A 17,021-nucleotide genomic window follows, 5' to 3' on the forward strand; every position below is an offset into this window, starting at 1 on the left:
AACTGTAGATGTAGAAATCATAAACAGCAAGTTGTAATATTTCACCGTAGGGGTTTGGTTTCCAAACCCTTACAATTTTTTTCATAAATCATGTAGGATTAGTATAATTTAATCTACAAATTTTAACAGATGGATTTAGATACTTTATTAGAACATATAGATATTGGGGAAGACCAAGATATTGAGTTTAAGTCTGCTAAAAATACTTTACCCAAAGATATTTTGCCAACTCTCTCAGCTTTTGCTAATACAGATGGCGGCTATATAATATTAGGAGTTAGTGAAACTGATGATGGATTTATTATTTCAGGAGTTAATAATCCAGAAAATTTAATAACCCAATTTTGGAATAATCATAATAATCCTGAAAAATTGAGTTTTCCTATTTGCTCTAATTACAATTTGGAAATTAAAGAAATTGACAGTAGTAAACTTATTATTATTCCAGTTCCTAGAGCAACTCGTACTCAACGTCCTGTTTATATTAATAAAAATCTAATGACAGGAACATATAAACGTAACTATTCTGGAGACTACCACTGCACTGAAGTAGAAATTAAGCAGATGTTGCGAGATGCAAGTAATGATCCCCAAGATTATCAAATTTTAGATAATTTTAATTTTGACGATCTAGATCCAGAAACTATGAAAGCATTTCGACAACGTTTTAGTAATAGAGAACCGGATCATCCTTACTTGGAACTTGACGATAAAAATTTACTCCTTTAGTTGGGAGGATGGAAACGCGATCGCGCCACAAATCAAGAGGGATTAACTTATGCTGGGTTACTAATGTTTGGTCGTGAACGTAGTATTTTAGATGCTTTTCCTCATTACCACTTAGATTATCAAGAACGTTTCTCTAGCGATCCAGACCAAAGGTGGGATTATCGTTTAACCCTTGATGGTAAATGGGAACCAAATTTATTTAATTTTTATTATCGTGTTTATAATCGTTTGGTTAACGATTTAGATGTACCATTTAAACTTGATAAAGATGCTACTCGTAGAGAAGAAACTCATGTTCATCAAGGTATAAGAGAAGCATTAGTAAATACTCTAATTCATGCCGATCATCTATCTACAAAATCATTAGTTATCATCAAGTCTAAACAAGGTTTTATATTTTCTAATCCCGGTCGTCTGAGAATACCTATTGATGTTTTGTATCAAGGTGGTCAAAGCGATCCTCGTAATCCTAAATTACAAAAAATGTTTCAAATGTTAGGATTAGGAGAAAAAGCAGGTTCTGGATTTAGAAAAATTCTCAGAGCATGGAAAGAACAACAATGGTTTATTCCTTTTGTATCAGAAAAGCTTGATATAGAAGTAACATCTTTATTGTTACCAATGGTTAGTTTTATACCAGAAAATATAGAAAAAGAATTAAAGGAAATAGTCGGAAATAATTATTATAATTTAACAGAATTAGAGCGTATTATTTTGGTAATTACTCATAAGTTTGGAGAAGTTAGTAATACAGATATTCAACGTTATAGAAAAGAGCATCCTACAGATATAAGTAAATGTTTAAAAGGTCTAGTTGATCATGGTTGTTTAGAGAAATCTGGTCACGGTAAAGGTACGCGCTATAATCTACCAAACCAAGGTCAGCTTGATTTATTTTCGTTGTTGAATAACTCTGAGCATAACAAACTTAGCTCCGAGCATAACCAACCTAGCTCCGAGCATAACGAACCTAACTCCGAGCATAATCCAGAAAAAGAATTAATAGATATTGCAACTCCAGTCAGAGAAAAGAAACGAGTAAGTCGAGAACTAATGATAACCACAATTTTTAATCTATGCTCAAATGGGTATATAAATCTCAAAACATTACATTAGCTGAACTTTTGGATAGAAATCCAGACACTATTAGAACTCATTATATCAATTCTATGGTAAAAGAAGGTAGCTTACAACTTCAATATCCAGATAAACCTCATCATCCACAGCAAGCATATAAAACTGCATCCAACCAAAATGACAAATTTAATCAGCTTGCTGAGGATTAACCATTATCCATTATCCATTAATGAATCAACTCTTGGTCTCAAACCATAATAACGATACCGCAAATAATCTTGAAGAATACGGTCGTGATCAAAACAAAGATTTGTCGGAATCTGCCAAGGTTCAAACACAGCTAAATTTTTAGCATCATCTGCTGCTTTCGGTTCCCCAGTTGCAGTGGCAATAAATACCACACTCATTGTATGTTGACGGGGGTCGCGGTTGGGGTCAGAATAAACATAAAATTGTTCGATTAATTTTACTTCCAAACTCGTTTCTTCTTTTGCTTCCCGTTTTGCTGCAGTTTCGACAGTTTCTCCATAGTCAACAAACCCACCAGGAATCGCCCAACCGAAAGGTTCGTTTTTTCTTTCTATCAAAACAATAGGCCGTCCTGGTTTATTAATTAATTCGATAATAATATCAACAGTGGGAGTAGGATTACGATAAGTCATTTCAGTTATCAGTTATAGCGCTACGCGCTAGGGAATAGGGAACACAGAAGGTGGGAACAGCGGTCAAGGGATGGCGAGATTCCTCGCGATATCCAATCGACCAAGAGAGGGAACAGGAAACTATCAAAGGATTTTTCATATAGGGAAATGCTCCGCAAACAGGATTTAGAAATTTCCGCGCCCTTTACTTCAACTGTTATATCAGTTATCAATACCACCTACTGAACTAGGAAGTAAGAAAATCTGGTATTTTTTTGTTCCCAGAACTTATGCAGAAACCGAGTTTATCAACAAAAGCTCGTCGTTTAGGACAAATAGGGCAATAAATCTAGTTTCTTGGTTGAGAAATAATCATACAAAATTTTATCTGCCTTGACAACAGTTACCAAGAAATTTTAGATTTTGATTATATACTGAATATTATGTTTATTATGTCCAAATTTAATGATGAGCGATCGCCGTTACTTTTTAAAATTTCTAGGTCTAAGTTTATTAGCAACCCAACTTACTACTAATAAGCATTTCCAGAGTGTTGCTTCAGCAGCATCGCCTCTACCCATCCTCAAACCACCCCGCCTCAAAGTAGGCGATACTATCGGAGTAGTTAGTCCTGGCACTATGATTTTTAAATCTAACCTCAAATACGTCAATTTAGTTTTAGGACAACAAGGGTTTAAAGTAAAAGCTGGAACTCACGTTCTCGATCAATATGGATATTTTGCAGGTAAAGATATTGATCGCGCTGCGGATATCAATGCCATGTTTGGGGATGAGGAAATAAAAGCATTAATAACAACTACAGGTGGTTGGGGTAGCAGTCGCATCTTGCCATTATTAGACTATGACTTAATTCGTAAAAATCCTAAAATTGTTATGGGTTACAGCGATATTACTGCTTTGTTATTGGGGATATATGCTCGCACTGGTTTGGTGACATTCCACGGTCTCAATGGTCTATCTTCCTGGAATAAATTTTCTGTTGGTTATTTCCAAGGTATCTTGCTTGAAGGAAAAGCGATGACTTTGCAACCGCCTCCGAATATTGTGGAAACTATTACAGGTGGAAAAGCGCGGGGACGACTGGTGGGAGGAAATTTATCTGTGTTTACGGCGATAGTAGGATCTCATTTTTTGCCAGACTGGCGAGGGAAAATTTTGTTTGTGGAGGACACAGGAGAGGATATTTATCGGGTAGATCGAATGTTGACTCATTTGAGTTTAGCTGGTATTTTGAGGCAGTTGGAGGGTTTTGTGTTTGCTAGATGTACTCGATGTTTGGATGAAGAGGATGATTTTCCCACGTTAACATTATCGCAGGTTTTGATTGATCTTATTCGACCTCTAGGTATTCCTGCTTGGTATGGTACAAATATCGGTCATCTTTTGGATAAGTTTACAGTACCATTGGGAGTAGAGGTGGAGATAGATAGCGATCGCGGTACGATGACAATGTTAGAAACTGCTGTGGTTTGAAGAAGGAATAAGGAAGAAAGAAAGTAGGTGAGTTTTATATGAAATCCGGATAATTACTATCAAGACTTACAAGGGAGGTACTATATGTTAAAAAATATTGCGCATGGGGTAAGCACTATATCTAGGGTCGGTGCGTAAATCCTCTTTGTATTAATTATGGTAATTTTCTTGTTCAGGCGATCACTTAAAAAATTATAGTGATCGCTCTATTTAACTATATAGTGTCTTTGCGTAAGTCCTGTATATTATAGAATCCCTAAACATATCTCTAAAAATTTAGGCAATATGCCGCTAGACTCCGCCAACACCAACCTCTTTTTGTATATAAAAAAATAGTTAATAAGGGAAAATTAGTTTCAATTCTTATTGATTTGATGACTGCATAAAATCCTCTCTTAGTTGAATTGTTCAATTTTATCAAACATAAACCACATTTGACTTTTTTGATGATTTACTAATAGCTAATATCTGGATACTTACACTTTCAAAATTTCATCATCGACTGAAAAATCTACTTCTGCTTTGTCACGGCCGGAAGCAATAAAATCATTTTCAAATGAATCTTTTAACCCAGAGATTAAGTCATATTTTGGCTGCCAATTTAATTCTATTATTGCCTTATTTACACTGGCAAAAAAATGTTGAACTCTTAATGGAAAAGCTTTCTTTTTACCAAAGTCAAATTGCTTTGGATCGTAATGTACTAACTTAATAGAATCAGGAGATTTTCCCGCAGCTTCAGCACAAGCACGAGCTAAACCATCAAAAGTAATAAAACGTTCCCCAGAAACATTATAAATCTGCCCAATTGCTTTATCATTTTCCAACACATTTACCATTGCCATAGCTAAGTCTTGGACATGACCTAATTGAGTAATATGAAGTCCATTACCAGGAATAGGAATGGGGCGATCGCGTACAATCCTTTCAAAGAACCATGCTTCTAAATCATTATAATTTTGTGGTCCGTAAATATAAGTAGGGCGAATAGAAGTCCAGGGTAAATTTTGATTGGCTAATTCTATTTCTGTTTCAAATTTTCCTAAATGACGACTTTTTGGGTCAATAGTATCTCCTTCAATATGAGGCATTTGGTCAGATTTTAAATAAACTCCAGCAGAACTCATATAAACGAAATGTTTGACTTGACCTTGAAAGATTTCTGCGAGAGGTTTTGTATCAGTTAATTTTCGTCCGTTATTATCAAAAATAGCATCAAATTTTTCCGATGCTAATTTTTCTTTTAGTTGGTTAGAATCAGTTCTATCCCCATGAATTTCTTGGATTCCTAATACTGGAGCCGGTTTATTGCCACGATTAAATAATACAATTTCATGGCCTTTTTCTACCAAAATTTTAGTTAAATATACCCCAATAAATCGGGTACCACCCATAATTAATATTCGCATCTTTTCCTCTTGTTATCAATAGTTAAGAATTTAATTATATAGCAATCCGTGCATAGATTTTCAGATTTTATTGTAGGAGTTTGTTCTCCAAACCAAGCACATAAATGGGATTGGGAAACCAAACCCCTACAGTTTTTCTCATCAATCATTTCTGATGGCTATATAGCAATAATTGGCTTCTTTCTTTTTATCACAACTAATTGTATACTAATTAAACACAATTTAAAACTAAGATAATAATATGCAATCCAATTCTGATAAGTTCCCGGAGAAAGACTCAGAAAATATAATATCTGAGCATACCAAAGCCAAATTAGAGCAATCGGTTTTACTACACAATATATCAATTGCTGCCCTGGTGGGAGTAATAGCTTTTGCTGGAGTAAGCACTCTGATTATTGCTACTATTCAAAACTCGGTTAATGAAATGGAAAAAACAGAAATCAAATAGATTTAATTCTACTAATTAGTTTCTTTTTACTGCATATTAAAAAAGTGAATAAAAGTAAGCATTCAGCATTTATCTTTTGAACTTAATAAGTTACTTAAGTTAGTTTATAGCCTTTTTATTTCCTGGGGAATGCTAAGCAAAAATAAGTTTTAATTATTTTGGGAGGCTAACTTGATCCTTCGCTATGAAAGTGAATTAATAACTCATAGCTGATGGCTAAATGCTGACATCAATTTTATACTAAAAAAACATGAATAAATTACTTAAAACTATCAAAAATATTTTTCTGCATGAACAAGATAACATTTTTCTCCAATTCATTGAAGGTATAGAATTCTTAGTTTCTAAAGTTCTATCTTTAGCAATGATTACTGTGATTATTTTTGCTGTATGTGATTTGATAGTTTATATATATAAACAACTTTTATTGACACCTAATCCTCTGTTTAAAGATAGTTTATTTGAAATCTTTGGACTATTTTTAAATATTTTAATTGCTCTAGAAATTCTAGAAAATATTACAGCCTATCTTCGTAAACACGTTTTTCAAGTGGAGTTAGTAATTGCTACTTCTTTAATTGCTGTAGCCCGAAAAATCATTATTTATGATTTGGATAAAAAAGGAGGAGAAGCTTTAATTGGATTAGCACTTGCTACTTTTGCTTTATCAATTAGTTTCTGGATTATTCGCTCGCAAAATAATCAAAAATCCAAGCATTAAAGAGTAAGCATTCAGCAGTCAGCTATCAGCTTGGGAAGCAAATCTATAATTTCCAGCCATAAATATACATCGTTTGATAATATCAGATATATGGTTAAAAAGTAGAATTTAAAAGAATGCTTGCCATTGATTTTTATTGCCCTTGATCTGACTACTAATAGCTAAATGCTTACATTAAAAATGATATTTGGTTTAACTAGCTATCAGCTTTTAAATGTAATAATTTACTAGGGTTTTGATTCTTTGTAAAAGTTTTTTTGCATAGTATTCTCTAGGAAAAGCTGAATGCTTATTTAGAATTTTTGATTGATAAATCATTTTTATTATCTCTGAAAAATCAAAAAAATATGAATGAAAATTATTTTGAATTTGAGCAAGATTTCGTAGCATCTCTACGGTGCATTCCTATGATAGTACGCTATAAATTAGATACTTGTGGAGTTAAATTAAAATTATCCCACTGGCATCAATTTAATCATACAATTCGTCAAGAATTAGTAGATAGACCTTGTACTGAACCTGAAGAAATTAAAAGTTACCGAGAATGGTTACATCAGTTAGTAATTGAGCAAACAAATACCTCTGCTAAAGATTTACCTATTCCAGAAAACCCTCCTTGGGTAGATGAGACAAAAATTCCCGAAACAGTTCAGGAAAAAGCTCAAGAAGTAGGTCTTCAAATTAATTTAAACCAATGGAAAAATCTCACTGCAATGCAAAGGTTTGTTCTCGTTAAACTTAGTCGCCCTAGCCATGAAAATAAAAACTTTTTACCTGCTATTCAAGAATTTAACTTGATTTGAATCAGAGCAAATAATGGATAATGGATAATTGATAATTAGGGCTTGCTGATTGAATATAAAAGTGTTTATATATAAAGCTTTTACCCTTTTTAGGTTGTAAAAAAGTATCAGATTTTAGCCTTATAAATCTAAAAAAGTGAGTATTTTGGTTATATTGAGGCACCCAAGTCAAGGGATAATTTTTTCGATTTATCGGGAACCGTCCATGTCCTCTAAAACTCCTTATTCCTCTTGACTTCCCCTCCATCGGAGGGGTTAGGGGTGGGTGACTCTCTACTCCCTACTCCCTATTTCTTAACTTAATTTACAGTTCAATTAAGCCTTCTGGGGGAGTAATTTCAATGATATTTTTTTCAAAATCAACTATAGGAACAATTTCTTTTACAAACGGAATTAAAATATTTTTGCCTTGAGAAGATTGAGATTTTTGCTGATGTTTTTTTCGCCGACTTGGCTCATTTTCTTGTGGTAAATTATTTGCCTTATCAACTTCAGAAATAACAGGAATATTAGATATTTTTTCTACTTCTAATAAATCACTACCAGCAGAAATCATGCTCACAACCTTCCCAAGAATTTCCCCATTTAACTGATTAATAACTGTTAAACCAATTAAATCTGGGACATAAAATTCATCTTCTTCTAGTTCAGGGCGATCGCCTTTTTCAATCAATAACAGACTATTTCGTAAACCTTCAGCTTGTTCACGATTTTCAATTTCTGCTAACTTTATTACATATAAACCCTTACCAGAAAGATAACGACCACCTAATAATTCAATAGACTGGGGTTCCATTTGATTTGGTAATAATAACCACCTTTTTCCAGGTTCTAAGAATCTTTCTGGGAAATCTGAACTAGGATATACTCGCAGTTCTCCCCTCAAACCTTGAGGTGCAACAATTTTACCAATTTCAATCCATTCAGACATAATTTAAGTCAGAAGTCAAAATTTAAAAGTCAAAAGTTAAATAGATCTGGAATTACGCAAAGAGTAAATTATACATCATCTTTAGTAAACTGACACACTTAAAAATGTAGGTTGGGTAGTAGCTTGCTTCTGTATAGCAGTACGATAGTGAAACCCAACAAAACCTTACTAATGTTGGGTTGTCACCGTCTAACGGGACGGGTTTATGTAAATCTTAGAGTAAGCATTAAAATTCTAGCTCAAACTCGCCCCCTACCCCATACAACATTTTAAGATGAAACAATCCAGTAGGGTCGAAATGAATATAAAGTTTAAAGTTGGCTTTGATAGTAAGATTCAATTTACCTCAACTAATAAAGCTTTTATCTCAAACTAAAATAAATAACTGACCGCTGACTGCTGATTGCTGAATACTTACTTATTAGTTAATCTTAATTTTTAGAAGTTAATGAAAATTATAAAAGGAAACATACAACCAAGAAAAGCTGTTCAACCATTTGTTATTTATAGAAAAAAAAATATGGTTAGTGATAAAGGGAAAAGGAATAATAGTTGTCAAAAATTTCCCTTGACTTTACCAAAATCAATTTGTATTTTCATTTTAACTTTGATGTTTTCTATTGGTGAAAGTGCCGTATATAGTCAAAATAAAAATTATTATATAAATAACAAAATTAACCATGATTACCAACCCGAAAAATCTTTAATTCTGCTCGCGCAAAATCAAACACAATTAGAAGAATTTGACTTTAGAGAAGAAATTCGCGATCGCGTCCGACAAGAAGTAGATTATACTTTTCGTCATGCGACATCATTACTTGGTGTTTTTCTAATTGTTTTGACATTTTTTCCGGCTTCAGCAGCAATTTGGATTTGGTTTTCCCAAGCAAAATTAGCTAACAAAATTGATATTACAGAACAAGAAATTGATAGTTTGAAATATGACACAATATCTCAACTAAAAGAAATTGTAGAAGAGGCTCAAATTATCTTAAATGAACTGAAACAACAAAGTAATAAAGCTGATGAAAAAATTGAACAACTGCAAAAGGATACTTTGATTCAATATTCTTCTACTCAAGAGGATAATTCTGAGCCATTAATGATGGCAAATGATTATGCCAAACAAGCCTCTCAATTTCTATTAGCAGGTCGGCCTAAAGAAGCTATTAATGCTTATAATCAAGCCTTAAAAATTTATCCAGAAATGGCAGAAATTTGGAATAATCGGGGTGTGGCATTGACAAGATTAAAGATGTTTGATGAAGCGATCGCTTCTTATGATAGAGCTTTACAAATTCAGCCTGATTATGCAGATGCTTGGAATAATCGTGGGGTTTCTTTAATAGAATTGCAGCATTATCAGGAGGGAATTAATTCTTTTGAACAAGGAATAAAGGTTAAACCTGATTATGCAGATGCTTGGAATAATCGTGGGGTTTGTTTAGCTAAAATTCAAAAATATCAAGAGGCGGTAAAATCTTATAATCAGGCAATTGCAATTAGAAATAATTATACTGATGCTTGGAATAATCGGGGTGTTTCTTTGATGAAGTTAGGTATTTATGAAGAGGCGATCGCTTGTTTTGATAATGCTGTAAAAATTAAACCTAACTATTCTAATGCTTGGTATAATTTGGCGCGTTGTTGTAGTTTAAAAGGTGAGGTGGAAATTGCTTTACAACATTTAGAAAAAGCGATTATTTTGAATGATGGAAACTATCAGGAAATGGCAAAAAATGAACCTGATTTTGAGAATATTCGGCATAATGATTTGTTTCAAAAATTGATATTGAATTAAGGTAGATAGTATAGCTATTTATTATTATAATAACTAACTGTCATTGCGAGGGGGGAAGGGAAAGTAATTATTTTCAAGAGAAATTATCAACACCCCCAAAGCAATCTCTAAGATGTCATTGCGAGGGGCAGGAAAAGTAATTATTTTATGTGAAGCACCCTAAGACCCCCGAAGCAATCTTTTCTGTCATACGGGAGATTGCTTCGGCTAAGTTAATAGTTATTCCGAAAAGTTAACTGCTTCTATCACCGCCTCGCAATGACAACCTCTATAATAACTAAATTAGCTTTAGCAAACATTTATCAATTTAGTATAATCTCTGTAATTTTAGATAAAGATTGCTATGCCAGAAATTACTATTAATTTACCAGAAGATATTTGTTCTGCTCGTCGTTTAACTGCTGAATAATTTGTTTAGGATATGTGTTTAGCAGCGGCTATATATTGGTATCAAAAAGGGGAAATTTCTCAAGAAAAAAATGATAATAACTTCTAATACTGTCCGCAGCGAGGGGGAAAAGAAAAGAAATTATTTTATGTGAAGCACCTCAACACTGTAATACGAGAGATTGCTGCGGCTAAGTTAATGCTTATTCCGAAAGGTTAACTGTTTCTATCACCGCCTCGCAATGACAACCTCTCTGTCCGCAGCGAGGGGGAAGGAAAAGAAATTGTTTTATGTGAAGCACCCCAAAACCCCCGAAGCAATCTTTTCTGTAATATGGGAGATTGCTTTGGCTAAGTTAATAGTTATTTCTAGAAGTTAACAGTTTCTATCACCGCCTCGCAATGACAATAACTTGTGTCATGGAAAGGGGAAAAGGCTGACATTTGATGAGTGATAAATAGATTATTAAAAACTGATAACTGATAACTAAATTTCAGATGGCTGAAACAGCTATATTTTACATTCTACAAGTTTTTGCACGAGAGAAGAACCAACTACCGTCCACAATCGCACAGCAAGCCAAGGGAGGTGCCCCTTATATGTGTTCAGACTAAAAGTTAGGTTTGAGTAATACAACCAGGTTCCTCCTTGACGCCATCCAACTTGATCGCCAAAATTTCTTGATATTTTACTATCATACTTCCTTGTACCACCCAAACTCTGATAAATCTGCTTCTGCACTGAAAAGCCAAATTTACCATTACTATATTTTACCCAAAGTTGGTCAATAGTTCCCAGGTCTTCGCAAGGAAAATTATCTATATCTTCTACTCTCAACCAACCTTCATTTTCTTGTCTTGCAACTTTCAACATACAATTAGCAGTTTCCTTGTCTGCTTCTTTCCATTTTCCTGATGCTAATAGATCGCGCAATTTTTCATATTTTACTCCTCTAGCTGAGATTAAAGGTACATTATTAGAAACAAAATTTTGTCGAGGTTGTTGATTTTTTTGAGTAGCAGAAACAGATTTTTTTGGAGAATTTTGCAATTCTTGAGTAACAGAAACAGAAGAATTACCAAATCCTAAATCAGCCAAAACATCTTCAACCTGCTGATAACGTTGCTTTGGTTTTTGCTCTACCAAACCATCTAAAACTTTAGCCAAATTATCACTGACAAAATTTACATTTAAACAATCTCGCCATACCCATTCCATTTCCATTACATCATACAAATCAAAGGGACTCATCTGAGTCAATAAATGTAAACAAGTTACTCCCAAACTATACAAATCGCTAGCTAATTTTGCCTTTCCCATTGACTGTTCCGGGGCGCAATACTCTGCTGAACCAATAACTGTTCCTGTCACTGTCCGACGTTGAGTTGTTGGTAAAATTTTAGATGCTCCAAAATCAACCAAAACTAACTTTTTATCTGCCTCTCTCCTAATAATATTCTCCGGCTTAATATCCCGATGAATTACATTATGACCGTGAACAAATTGCAAAACAGATAATAAGTCTATTAACAATTCTCTAATTTGACTTTCATTAAAAACGCCACAATTTTCTAACTATTTTTGTAGAGTTTCACCTTGAATAAATTCCTGTACTAAATATTGACGATTATCCACAGTAAAATAACCATAAAGTTCAGGGATTTGGGAATGCTTTCCTAATAACTTCAACCTTTCTGTTTCCTGTGCAAATAACTCCGCAGCTTTTGCCACAGTTTTGGTTTCCTGTAGCTCAGGGAGAAACTGTTTAATGACACAAAAAGGTTTAGAAGGTTTAAACTCATCTACTGCTAAAAAAGTTCGACCAAAACCACCTTGTCCGAGAATACTTTTTGCCCAATAACGTTCTACAAGTAATAGTTTATTTCCGCATTTTTGACAGAACTTAAAATTGTCTGGGTTAATAGTTAAACACTCTGGATTAAGACACTGGGACATAATTAATAATTAATAATCAATAATGAAAATTATAACAATCCGCGCTTAGAATGAATAATTAATAATGAAAATTATCGCAATCCTTCCTTATGTATGTTGTTAAAATTCAAACCTATTGAATAATTTCTATAGCAACCCTAAATTAGGTTATAAGATTATCGTAGGGGTTTGGTCTCCAAATCCCTTAGTACTTGGGTTTGGAGACCAAACCCCTACAGCTAAATCTGATTCCTGATTGCTATATTTTATAACTTCGCTCCTTCTTCCTTCTTCCTTCTTCCTTCGTCATTGACAAAGAAATTATAGAAGGATAATTTTTCCCGAAACTAACAGTTATGGTAATAATTTTTGCGTCAATTAATTTTACTTCTGCTGGTGGTTTATCTATACCAGGATTAATTAAATAAGCTGGAAAACAAGCAGCACTTAAACTCAATCTTATCCCATTACCTTTAGCAATTTTCATACAAGTTGGTTGTAAACAAATTTTCACTGGCAAATCATTATCAACCACCTTAATATAACCCTGACTAAAATTATAAACATTCCCATTTTTTCTCACTTCAGACAACACAGCATAAAGATCAAAACTACTTGTATCTGCCGTACAATAAACATTCACAAAAATATCTCCAGCTATGTGTAAGTCTGACCTTAAAAATTCAGAAGTATAAGTCAAAATATCAGTCCGACAATCTAATTCTGAACGTTCAAAAGAACCGGCTGGAAATGTCGCATGACCTCCCAATGTGGGAACTGGTCGCCAAGGGTCATGTACAAACGTATCATCAACAGAAATATCAGGGCAATTTTCCGTTAAACTTCCCGAATCTTCCCTCATATTAGCAAGTCCTGTACTAGCCAAATAATAGAACTTATTATTATTACTCGGCCAACAATTAAAATTACGCCATTCATTACTTCCCATCTCAAATAAAGAAACAGGCGATCGCTCTAATATTCCTGTATTTATTCCTTTCAGAAATTGATTAAACCATAATATTTGTAAATCATCTATGGGGTTAGAAGCTGCTAAACCATAATTTACAGCTCCTACTTTTGTTCCCCAAGGAATATGAGACCAGGGACCGACAATTAATTTTTGTAAGAATTTACTGCGGTTTACCATTTCTTTATATAAATGAATTGTACCTCGTAAATAGGTATCAAACCAACCGCCGATATGTAAGATTGGCAGGTCTACATTTTCCATATTTGGTGATAGGTTTTGCCAATATTCATTAGATTGATAATTTTCTATCCACTGATGATAAAAAGATTCTTTTCCATACTCATTCATCACTTTTGGGAAGGCAGGATTTGTAGTAGATAAAGGCAAATTTCTGGAAGCTTGATAAAGTTCTTGATAAGACTTTTCATCTCCTTGTAAACGAGCAGTTTCTGTTGCTAGCTGAACTGCCCAACCAAGATTTGTTTGTAAACAAAAAGCTCCACCTTCGTAAGCCCAATCTTGATATAAATCATAACCAATCATTCCCGGACAAATTGTTTTTAAAGCAGGAGGTTTAGCACTAGCAGCATATAGTTGAGTCATGCCTTGATAAGAAAATCCATACATTCCTATTTCGCCAGTACTACCTGGTAAATTTTTTGCCCAATTAATAGTATCAATTCCATCTTCAATTTCATGGGTAAATAATTGAAATTTTCCTTCGGATGTACCTCTACCTCGGACATCTTGAATAATTACAATATAACCATGAGCAGCGTACCATTTTGGATGAGCATAAACCACTGTGGAAGCGATCGCTCGACCATAAGGTTGTCGCATTAATATTATGGGAAATTCTCCTTCTGCATCGGGGCGATAAATATCAGCATCTAAACGTACTCCATCTCTTGTTAACATGGATGTAGTTTCTTTGGGTAAAATTTTCATTTTAATAGGTTTAATAATTAATAATTAAAAGAGGGAAGAGGAAATAGGTAATAGGAAATAGGGGATAGGGAACCCACCCCTAACCCCTCCCAGGAGGGGAATAATTGATGATTTATAGATAATAATTGATTCTATTTTTGATTTTTAGAGATGTCTAATAATTAACAATAAAAAAAATGGGATTTGGAAACCAAACCCCTAAAATTTTTTTCACAAATCATTTCTTTGAGTTTATAGTATAAAAATTTTATGTTATGGATGTTCTTCAAAGTCCCCCTTACAAAGGGGGATTTAGGGGGATTGAAATCTACTTTTTTATATCTCCCCTTTGTCAGCGAGGGAGTCTTCAAAGTCCTCCTTACAAAGGGGGATTTAGGGGGATCAAACCCAAAACTGAGTCTTGAACCAAGATCTGTGTACACCGTAGCTTTCTCAGGCGGGTTGAATCACTGGATTACGTTCACCACAAAATTTAAGCAAATCTTCCACTTTGGCTCGAACCCTAGAAGCGATAAGCCTTAGACCGCGCCAGCGGGACAGGGTTTGGTAACAAATCATACAGTTGTCCCGTCACCCCTGCCCCCGGATTCGTGATATATCTGAGCATAGGAGCCAGCAGTAGAAGGTTTTTATGCTATCCCTTGACGTTCCCCAGTATGCGTCCGCCCAAAAAATAAGTCAAACTTACCGAATTTTAGTGGTAGAAGATGAAGAAGTCATCCGCCAAATGCTGGTGCTCGCACTTCAGGAAGAAGGCTACGACGTCCTCTGGGCCGAGGATGGCCGCAGCGCCTTGGCGCTGATCCAAGATATTGAGGCCGCCTCCAATCAACCGCCTATCGATCTGATGTTGCTGGACCTGATGCTTCCCCAGGTCAACGGTCTGGATATCTGCCGCACCCTCCGTTATCAAGGCAACACCCTACCTATCCTCATCGTCAGCGCCAAGGCCAGCGAAACGGATCGGGTTTTGGGGCTAGAAGTCGGCGCCGACGATTACCTGAGCAAACCCTTTAGTATGCGGGAATTGGTTGCCCGTTGTCGGGCCCTGATTCGGCGCCAAAGTTTCGGCGCGGGTTCGACCAACACCTTCCGCAAGTTTCGGGATTTAGTGCTCTATCCCAAGGAATGCCGGGTCGTTCTCCGGGGGGAAGAGGTGAGTTTAGCGCCGAAGGAATACCGCCTACTGGAATTATTTATGGCCCATCCCCGCCGGGTTTGGTCCCGGGAACAACTAATCGAGCAAGTCTGGGGCATGGATTTTTTAGGCGACACCAAAACCGTGGATGTCCATATTCGTTGGTTACGGGAAAAACTAGAACTAGACCCCAGTCAGCCCGAGTATATTATTACCGTTAGGGGTTTTGGCTACCGGTTTGGCTAGGCGGTTAATTTTCTCTTAACCTCGTCTATTCTAAATAGGTGTTGGCGCATCGACCGTGGGGGGTAAGCGATGGATGTTTTGGCCCTAGTGTTGGGCGGACTTCTAGGTTTTGCCCTGGGATTGGGGGAGCGTTGGCGGCTCAAGCGCCGGTTAATGCCTTTTTTGACTTCCCTGGAAGATACCCCCCAGGTCGCTCGTTCTCTCTCGCTAATTTCCTTAGTACGCCGGGAACTCGCTTATCTTAAAGACCGGGAATCCCGTCTGCTGGAGGAGCGAAGCCAGTCCCGCTTGATCTTAGAGCAGGCCCCCTGGGGCTATCTCCAGGTGGATGAAGACAACCATTTACTCTGGTGTAACCGTCAGGCCCAGAAATGGCTCCAGATTGACCGCTGGGAATCAAGGCAGTACCGGTTACTGTTAGAATGGGTGCGGTCTTCCGAGTTAGACCAATTGGTGGAGCGGACTCGCCAGACCCAAACCCCCCATATTCAGGAATGGCTTTTTTTTCCGCCCATCAACCCGGAGACCCTTAATCCAGGCAACCTCTCCTCCTGGTTACTGAAAGGGTATAGCTATCCTCTACCCCGGGGACAGGTGGCCATTTTTATCGAAAATCTCCAGCCCCTAGCGGAATTGCGCCGTAGTCGCGACCGAGTCTTCGCCGATCTGACCCACGAGTTACGCACGCCCCTGACGGCGATTTCCTTAGTCGCCGAGGCTCTCTTTCCCCGACTTCAATCCCCAGAACAGGGCTGGGTGGGACAGATGCTGACAGAAACTGAGCGCTTACGCGCACTGGTAGACGAATGGCTCAGCCTTTCCCAGATTACGGAGAATCCGGGGCAGTGTCTGGATTTGGAAGATTTGGATCTGCGAGACGTTTTACTCTCCAGTTGGCAACGCCTGTTACCCTTAGCTCAGGAAAAACAGATTCAACTGGATTACCAAGGCGCCGAGCAGTTATGGCTCCGGGGCGACCGGGATCGACTCATTCAAGTGTTTATCAATTTATTCGACAATTGTCTGAAACATAGCCCAGAGAGGGGGGTAATTACCGTGTGGGCCGATTTAGGCGCTTCCCAGGCCCAGGTGCAAGTCTTGGATCAAGGCGCCGGCTTTAATCCCCAGGATCTGCCCTTTATTTTTAACCGCCTCTACCGGGGCGATCCCTCCCGCCATCGGGGGCAGTCTCCCCGATCCGGTAGCGGTTTGGGGTTGGCTATCGCTAAAGAGATTATTGAAGCCCATCAGGGAAGCCTCGGCGCCGCCAACGATCCCCAAACCGGAGGGGCCTGTTTCACCGTCACCTTGCCGATTCTCTCAGAGGTTGTTTGAA

The 17,021-nt window shown here is 36.6% G+C and carries 14 protein-coding genes and 1 pseudogene; 10 read left to right on the forward strand and 5 right to left on the reverse strand.

Annotation, left to right across the window (positions count from 1 at the left end; genetic code table 11):
* Positions 1–129: 129 nt before the first annotated feature.
* The 3 genes from VKJ25_RS10360 to VKJ25_RS10370 are packed head-to-tail and all read left to right on the forward strand — an operon-like array spanning position 130 to position 2,015.
* On the forward strand, positions 130–729 hold the full coding sequence (locus VKJ25_RS10360; RefSeq protein WP_324236555.1) for an AlbA family DNA-binding domain-containing protein: 600 nt from the start codon (positions 130–132) through the stop codon (positions 727–729).
* Positions 730–1,845 (forward strand): ATP-binding protein, encoded by a 1,116-nt coding sequence (locus tag VKJ25_RS10365; protein ID WP_324236556.1) that lies wholly within the window; start codon positions 730–732, stop codon positions 1,843–1,845.
* A gap of 8 nt (positions 1,846–1,853) precedes the next feature.
* Entirely contained in the window at positions 1,854–2,015 is a 162-nt protein-coding gene (locus VKJ25_RS10370; protein ID WP_324236557.1) for a hypothetical protein, read from the forward strand.
* Positions 2,016–2,018: 3 nt separating this feature from the next.
* On the opposite strand, the gene VKJ25_RS10375 is transcribed toward VKJ25_RS10370, so the two are convergent.
* The gene (locus VKJ25_RS10375; RefSeq protein ID WP_324236558.1) at positions 2,019–2,468 is read right to left on the reverse strand and encodes an NUDIX hydrolase; all 450 of its coding nucleotides are present in this window, start codon (positions 2,466–2,468) and stop codon (positions 2,019–2,021) included.
* Between the two features lie 444 nt (positions 2,469–2,912).
* Between VKJ25_RS10375 and VKJ25_RS10380 the strand changes: the two genes are divergently transcribed.
* Positions 2,913–3,941: a S66 peptidase family protein gene (locus tag VKJ25_RS10380; RefSeq protein WP_324236559.1), complete on the forward strand. Its 1,029-nt coding sequence runs from the start codon at positions 2,913–2,915 to the stop codon at positions 3,939–3,941.
* A gap of 476 nt (positions 3,942–4,417) precedes the next feature.
* Here VKJ25_RS10380 and VKJ25_RS10385 read toward each other — a convergent pair whose 3' ends face one another.
* The gene (locus tag VKJ25_RS10385; protein ID WP_324236560.1) at positions 4,418–5,350 is read right to left on the reverse strand and encodes an NAD-dependent epimerase/dehydratase family protein; all 933 of its coding nucleotides are present in this window, start codon (positions 5,348–5,350) and stop codon (positions 4,418–4,420) included.
* Between the two features lie 241 nt (positions 5,351–5,591).
* Here VKJ25_RS10385 and VKJ25_RS10390 point away from each other — a divergent pair, with 241 nt between their 5' ends.
* From VKJ25_RS10390 to VKJ25_RS10400, 3 genes are all read left to right on the forward strand, one after another.
* On the forward strand, positions 5,592–5,801 hold the full coding sequence (locus tag VKJ25_RS10390; protein ID WP_324236561.1) for a hypothetical protein: 210 nt from the start codon (positions 5,592–5,594) through the stop codon (positions 5,799–5,801).
* A gap of 250 nt (positions 5,802–6,051) precedes the next feature.
* Entirely contained in the window at positions 6,052–6,522 is a 471-nt protein-coding gene (locus tag VKJ25_RS10395; RefSeq protein ID WP_324236562.1) for a phosphate-starvation-inducible PsiE family protein, read from the forward strand.
* A 347-nt stretch (positions 6,523–6,869) separates the two neighbouring features.
* Positions 6,870–7,325: a nitrate reductase associated protein gene (locus VKJ25_RS10400; RefSeq protein WP_324236563.1), complete on the forward strand. Its 456-nt coding sequence runs from the start codon at positions 6,870–6,872 to the stop codon at positions 7,323–7,325.
* Between the two features lie 304 nt (positions 7,326–7,629).
* Here the strand turns inward: VKJ25_RS10400 and rimM are convergent, their stop codons facing one another.
* A complete protein-coding gene (gene rimM / locus VKJ25_RS10405; protein ID WP_324236564.1) occupies positions 7,630–8,256 on the reverse strand; it encodes a ribosome maturation factor RimM in 627 nt (208 codons plus the stop codon).
* A 520-nt stretch (positions 8,257–8,776) separates the two neighbouring features.
* On the opposite strand from rimM, the gene VKJ25_RS10410 reads away from it, so the two are divergent.
* Positions 8,777–10,057, forward strand: coding sequence for a tetratricopeptide repeat protein (locus VKJ25_RS10410; protein ID WP_324236565.1), 1,281 nt, complete (start codon positions 8,777–8,779; stop codon positions 10,055–10,057).
* Between the two features lie 898 nt (positions 10,058–10,955).
* Here the strand turns inward: VKJ25_RS10410 and VKJ25_RS10415 are convergent.
* Both VKJ25_RS10415 and VKJ25_RS10420 read right to left on the reverse strand, forming a co-directional pair.
* Positions 10,956–12,401, reverse strand: a pseudogene (locus tag VKJ25_RS10415) (GUN4 domain-containing protein).
* Between the two features lie 238 nt (positions 12,402–12,639).
* A complete protein-coding gene (locus tag VKJ25_RS10420; protein ID WP_324236566.1) occupies positions 12,640–14,301 on the reverse strand; it encodes a CocE/NonD family hydrolase in 1,662 nt (553 codons plus the stop codon).
* Between the two features lie 631 nt (positions 14,302–14,932).
* On the opposite strand from VKJ25_RS10420, the gene VKJ25_RS10425 reads away from it, so the two are divergent.
* Together VKJ25_RS10425 and VKJ25_RS10430 are read left to right on the forward strand one after the other, a co-directional pair.
* Positions 14,933–15,685 carry a response regulator transcription factor gene (locus VKJ25_RS10425; RefSeq protein WP_324236567.1) on the forward strand — a complete coding sequence of 251 codons (753 nt, stop codon included), beginning with the start codon at positions 14,933–14,935 and terminating at the stop codon, positions 15,683–15,685.
* A 69-nt stretch (positions 15,686–15,754) separates the two neighbouring features.
* On the forward strand, positions 15,755–17,020 hold the full coding sequence (locus VKJ25_RS10430; protein WP_324236568.1) for a sensor histidine kinase: 1,266 nt from the start codon (positions 15,755–15,757) through the stop codon (positions 17,018–17,020).
* The last annotated feature ends 1 nt before the right edge of the window (position 17,021 follow it).

The organism is Okeania sp., from assembly GCF_035285525.1.
Taxonomy (GTDB): domain Bacteria; phylum Cyanobacteriota; class Cyanobacteriia; order Cyanobacteriales; family Microcoleaceae; genus Trichodesmium.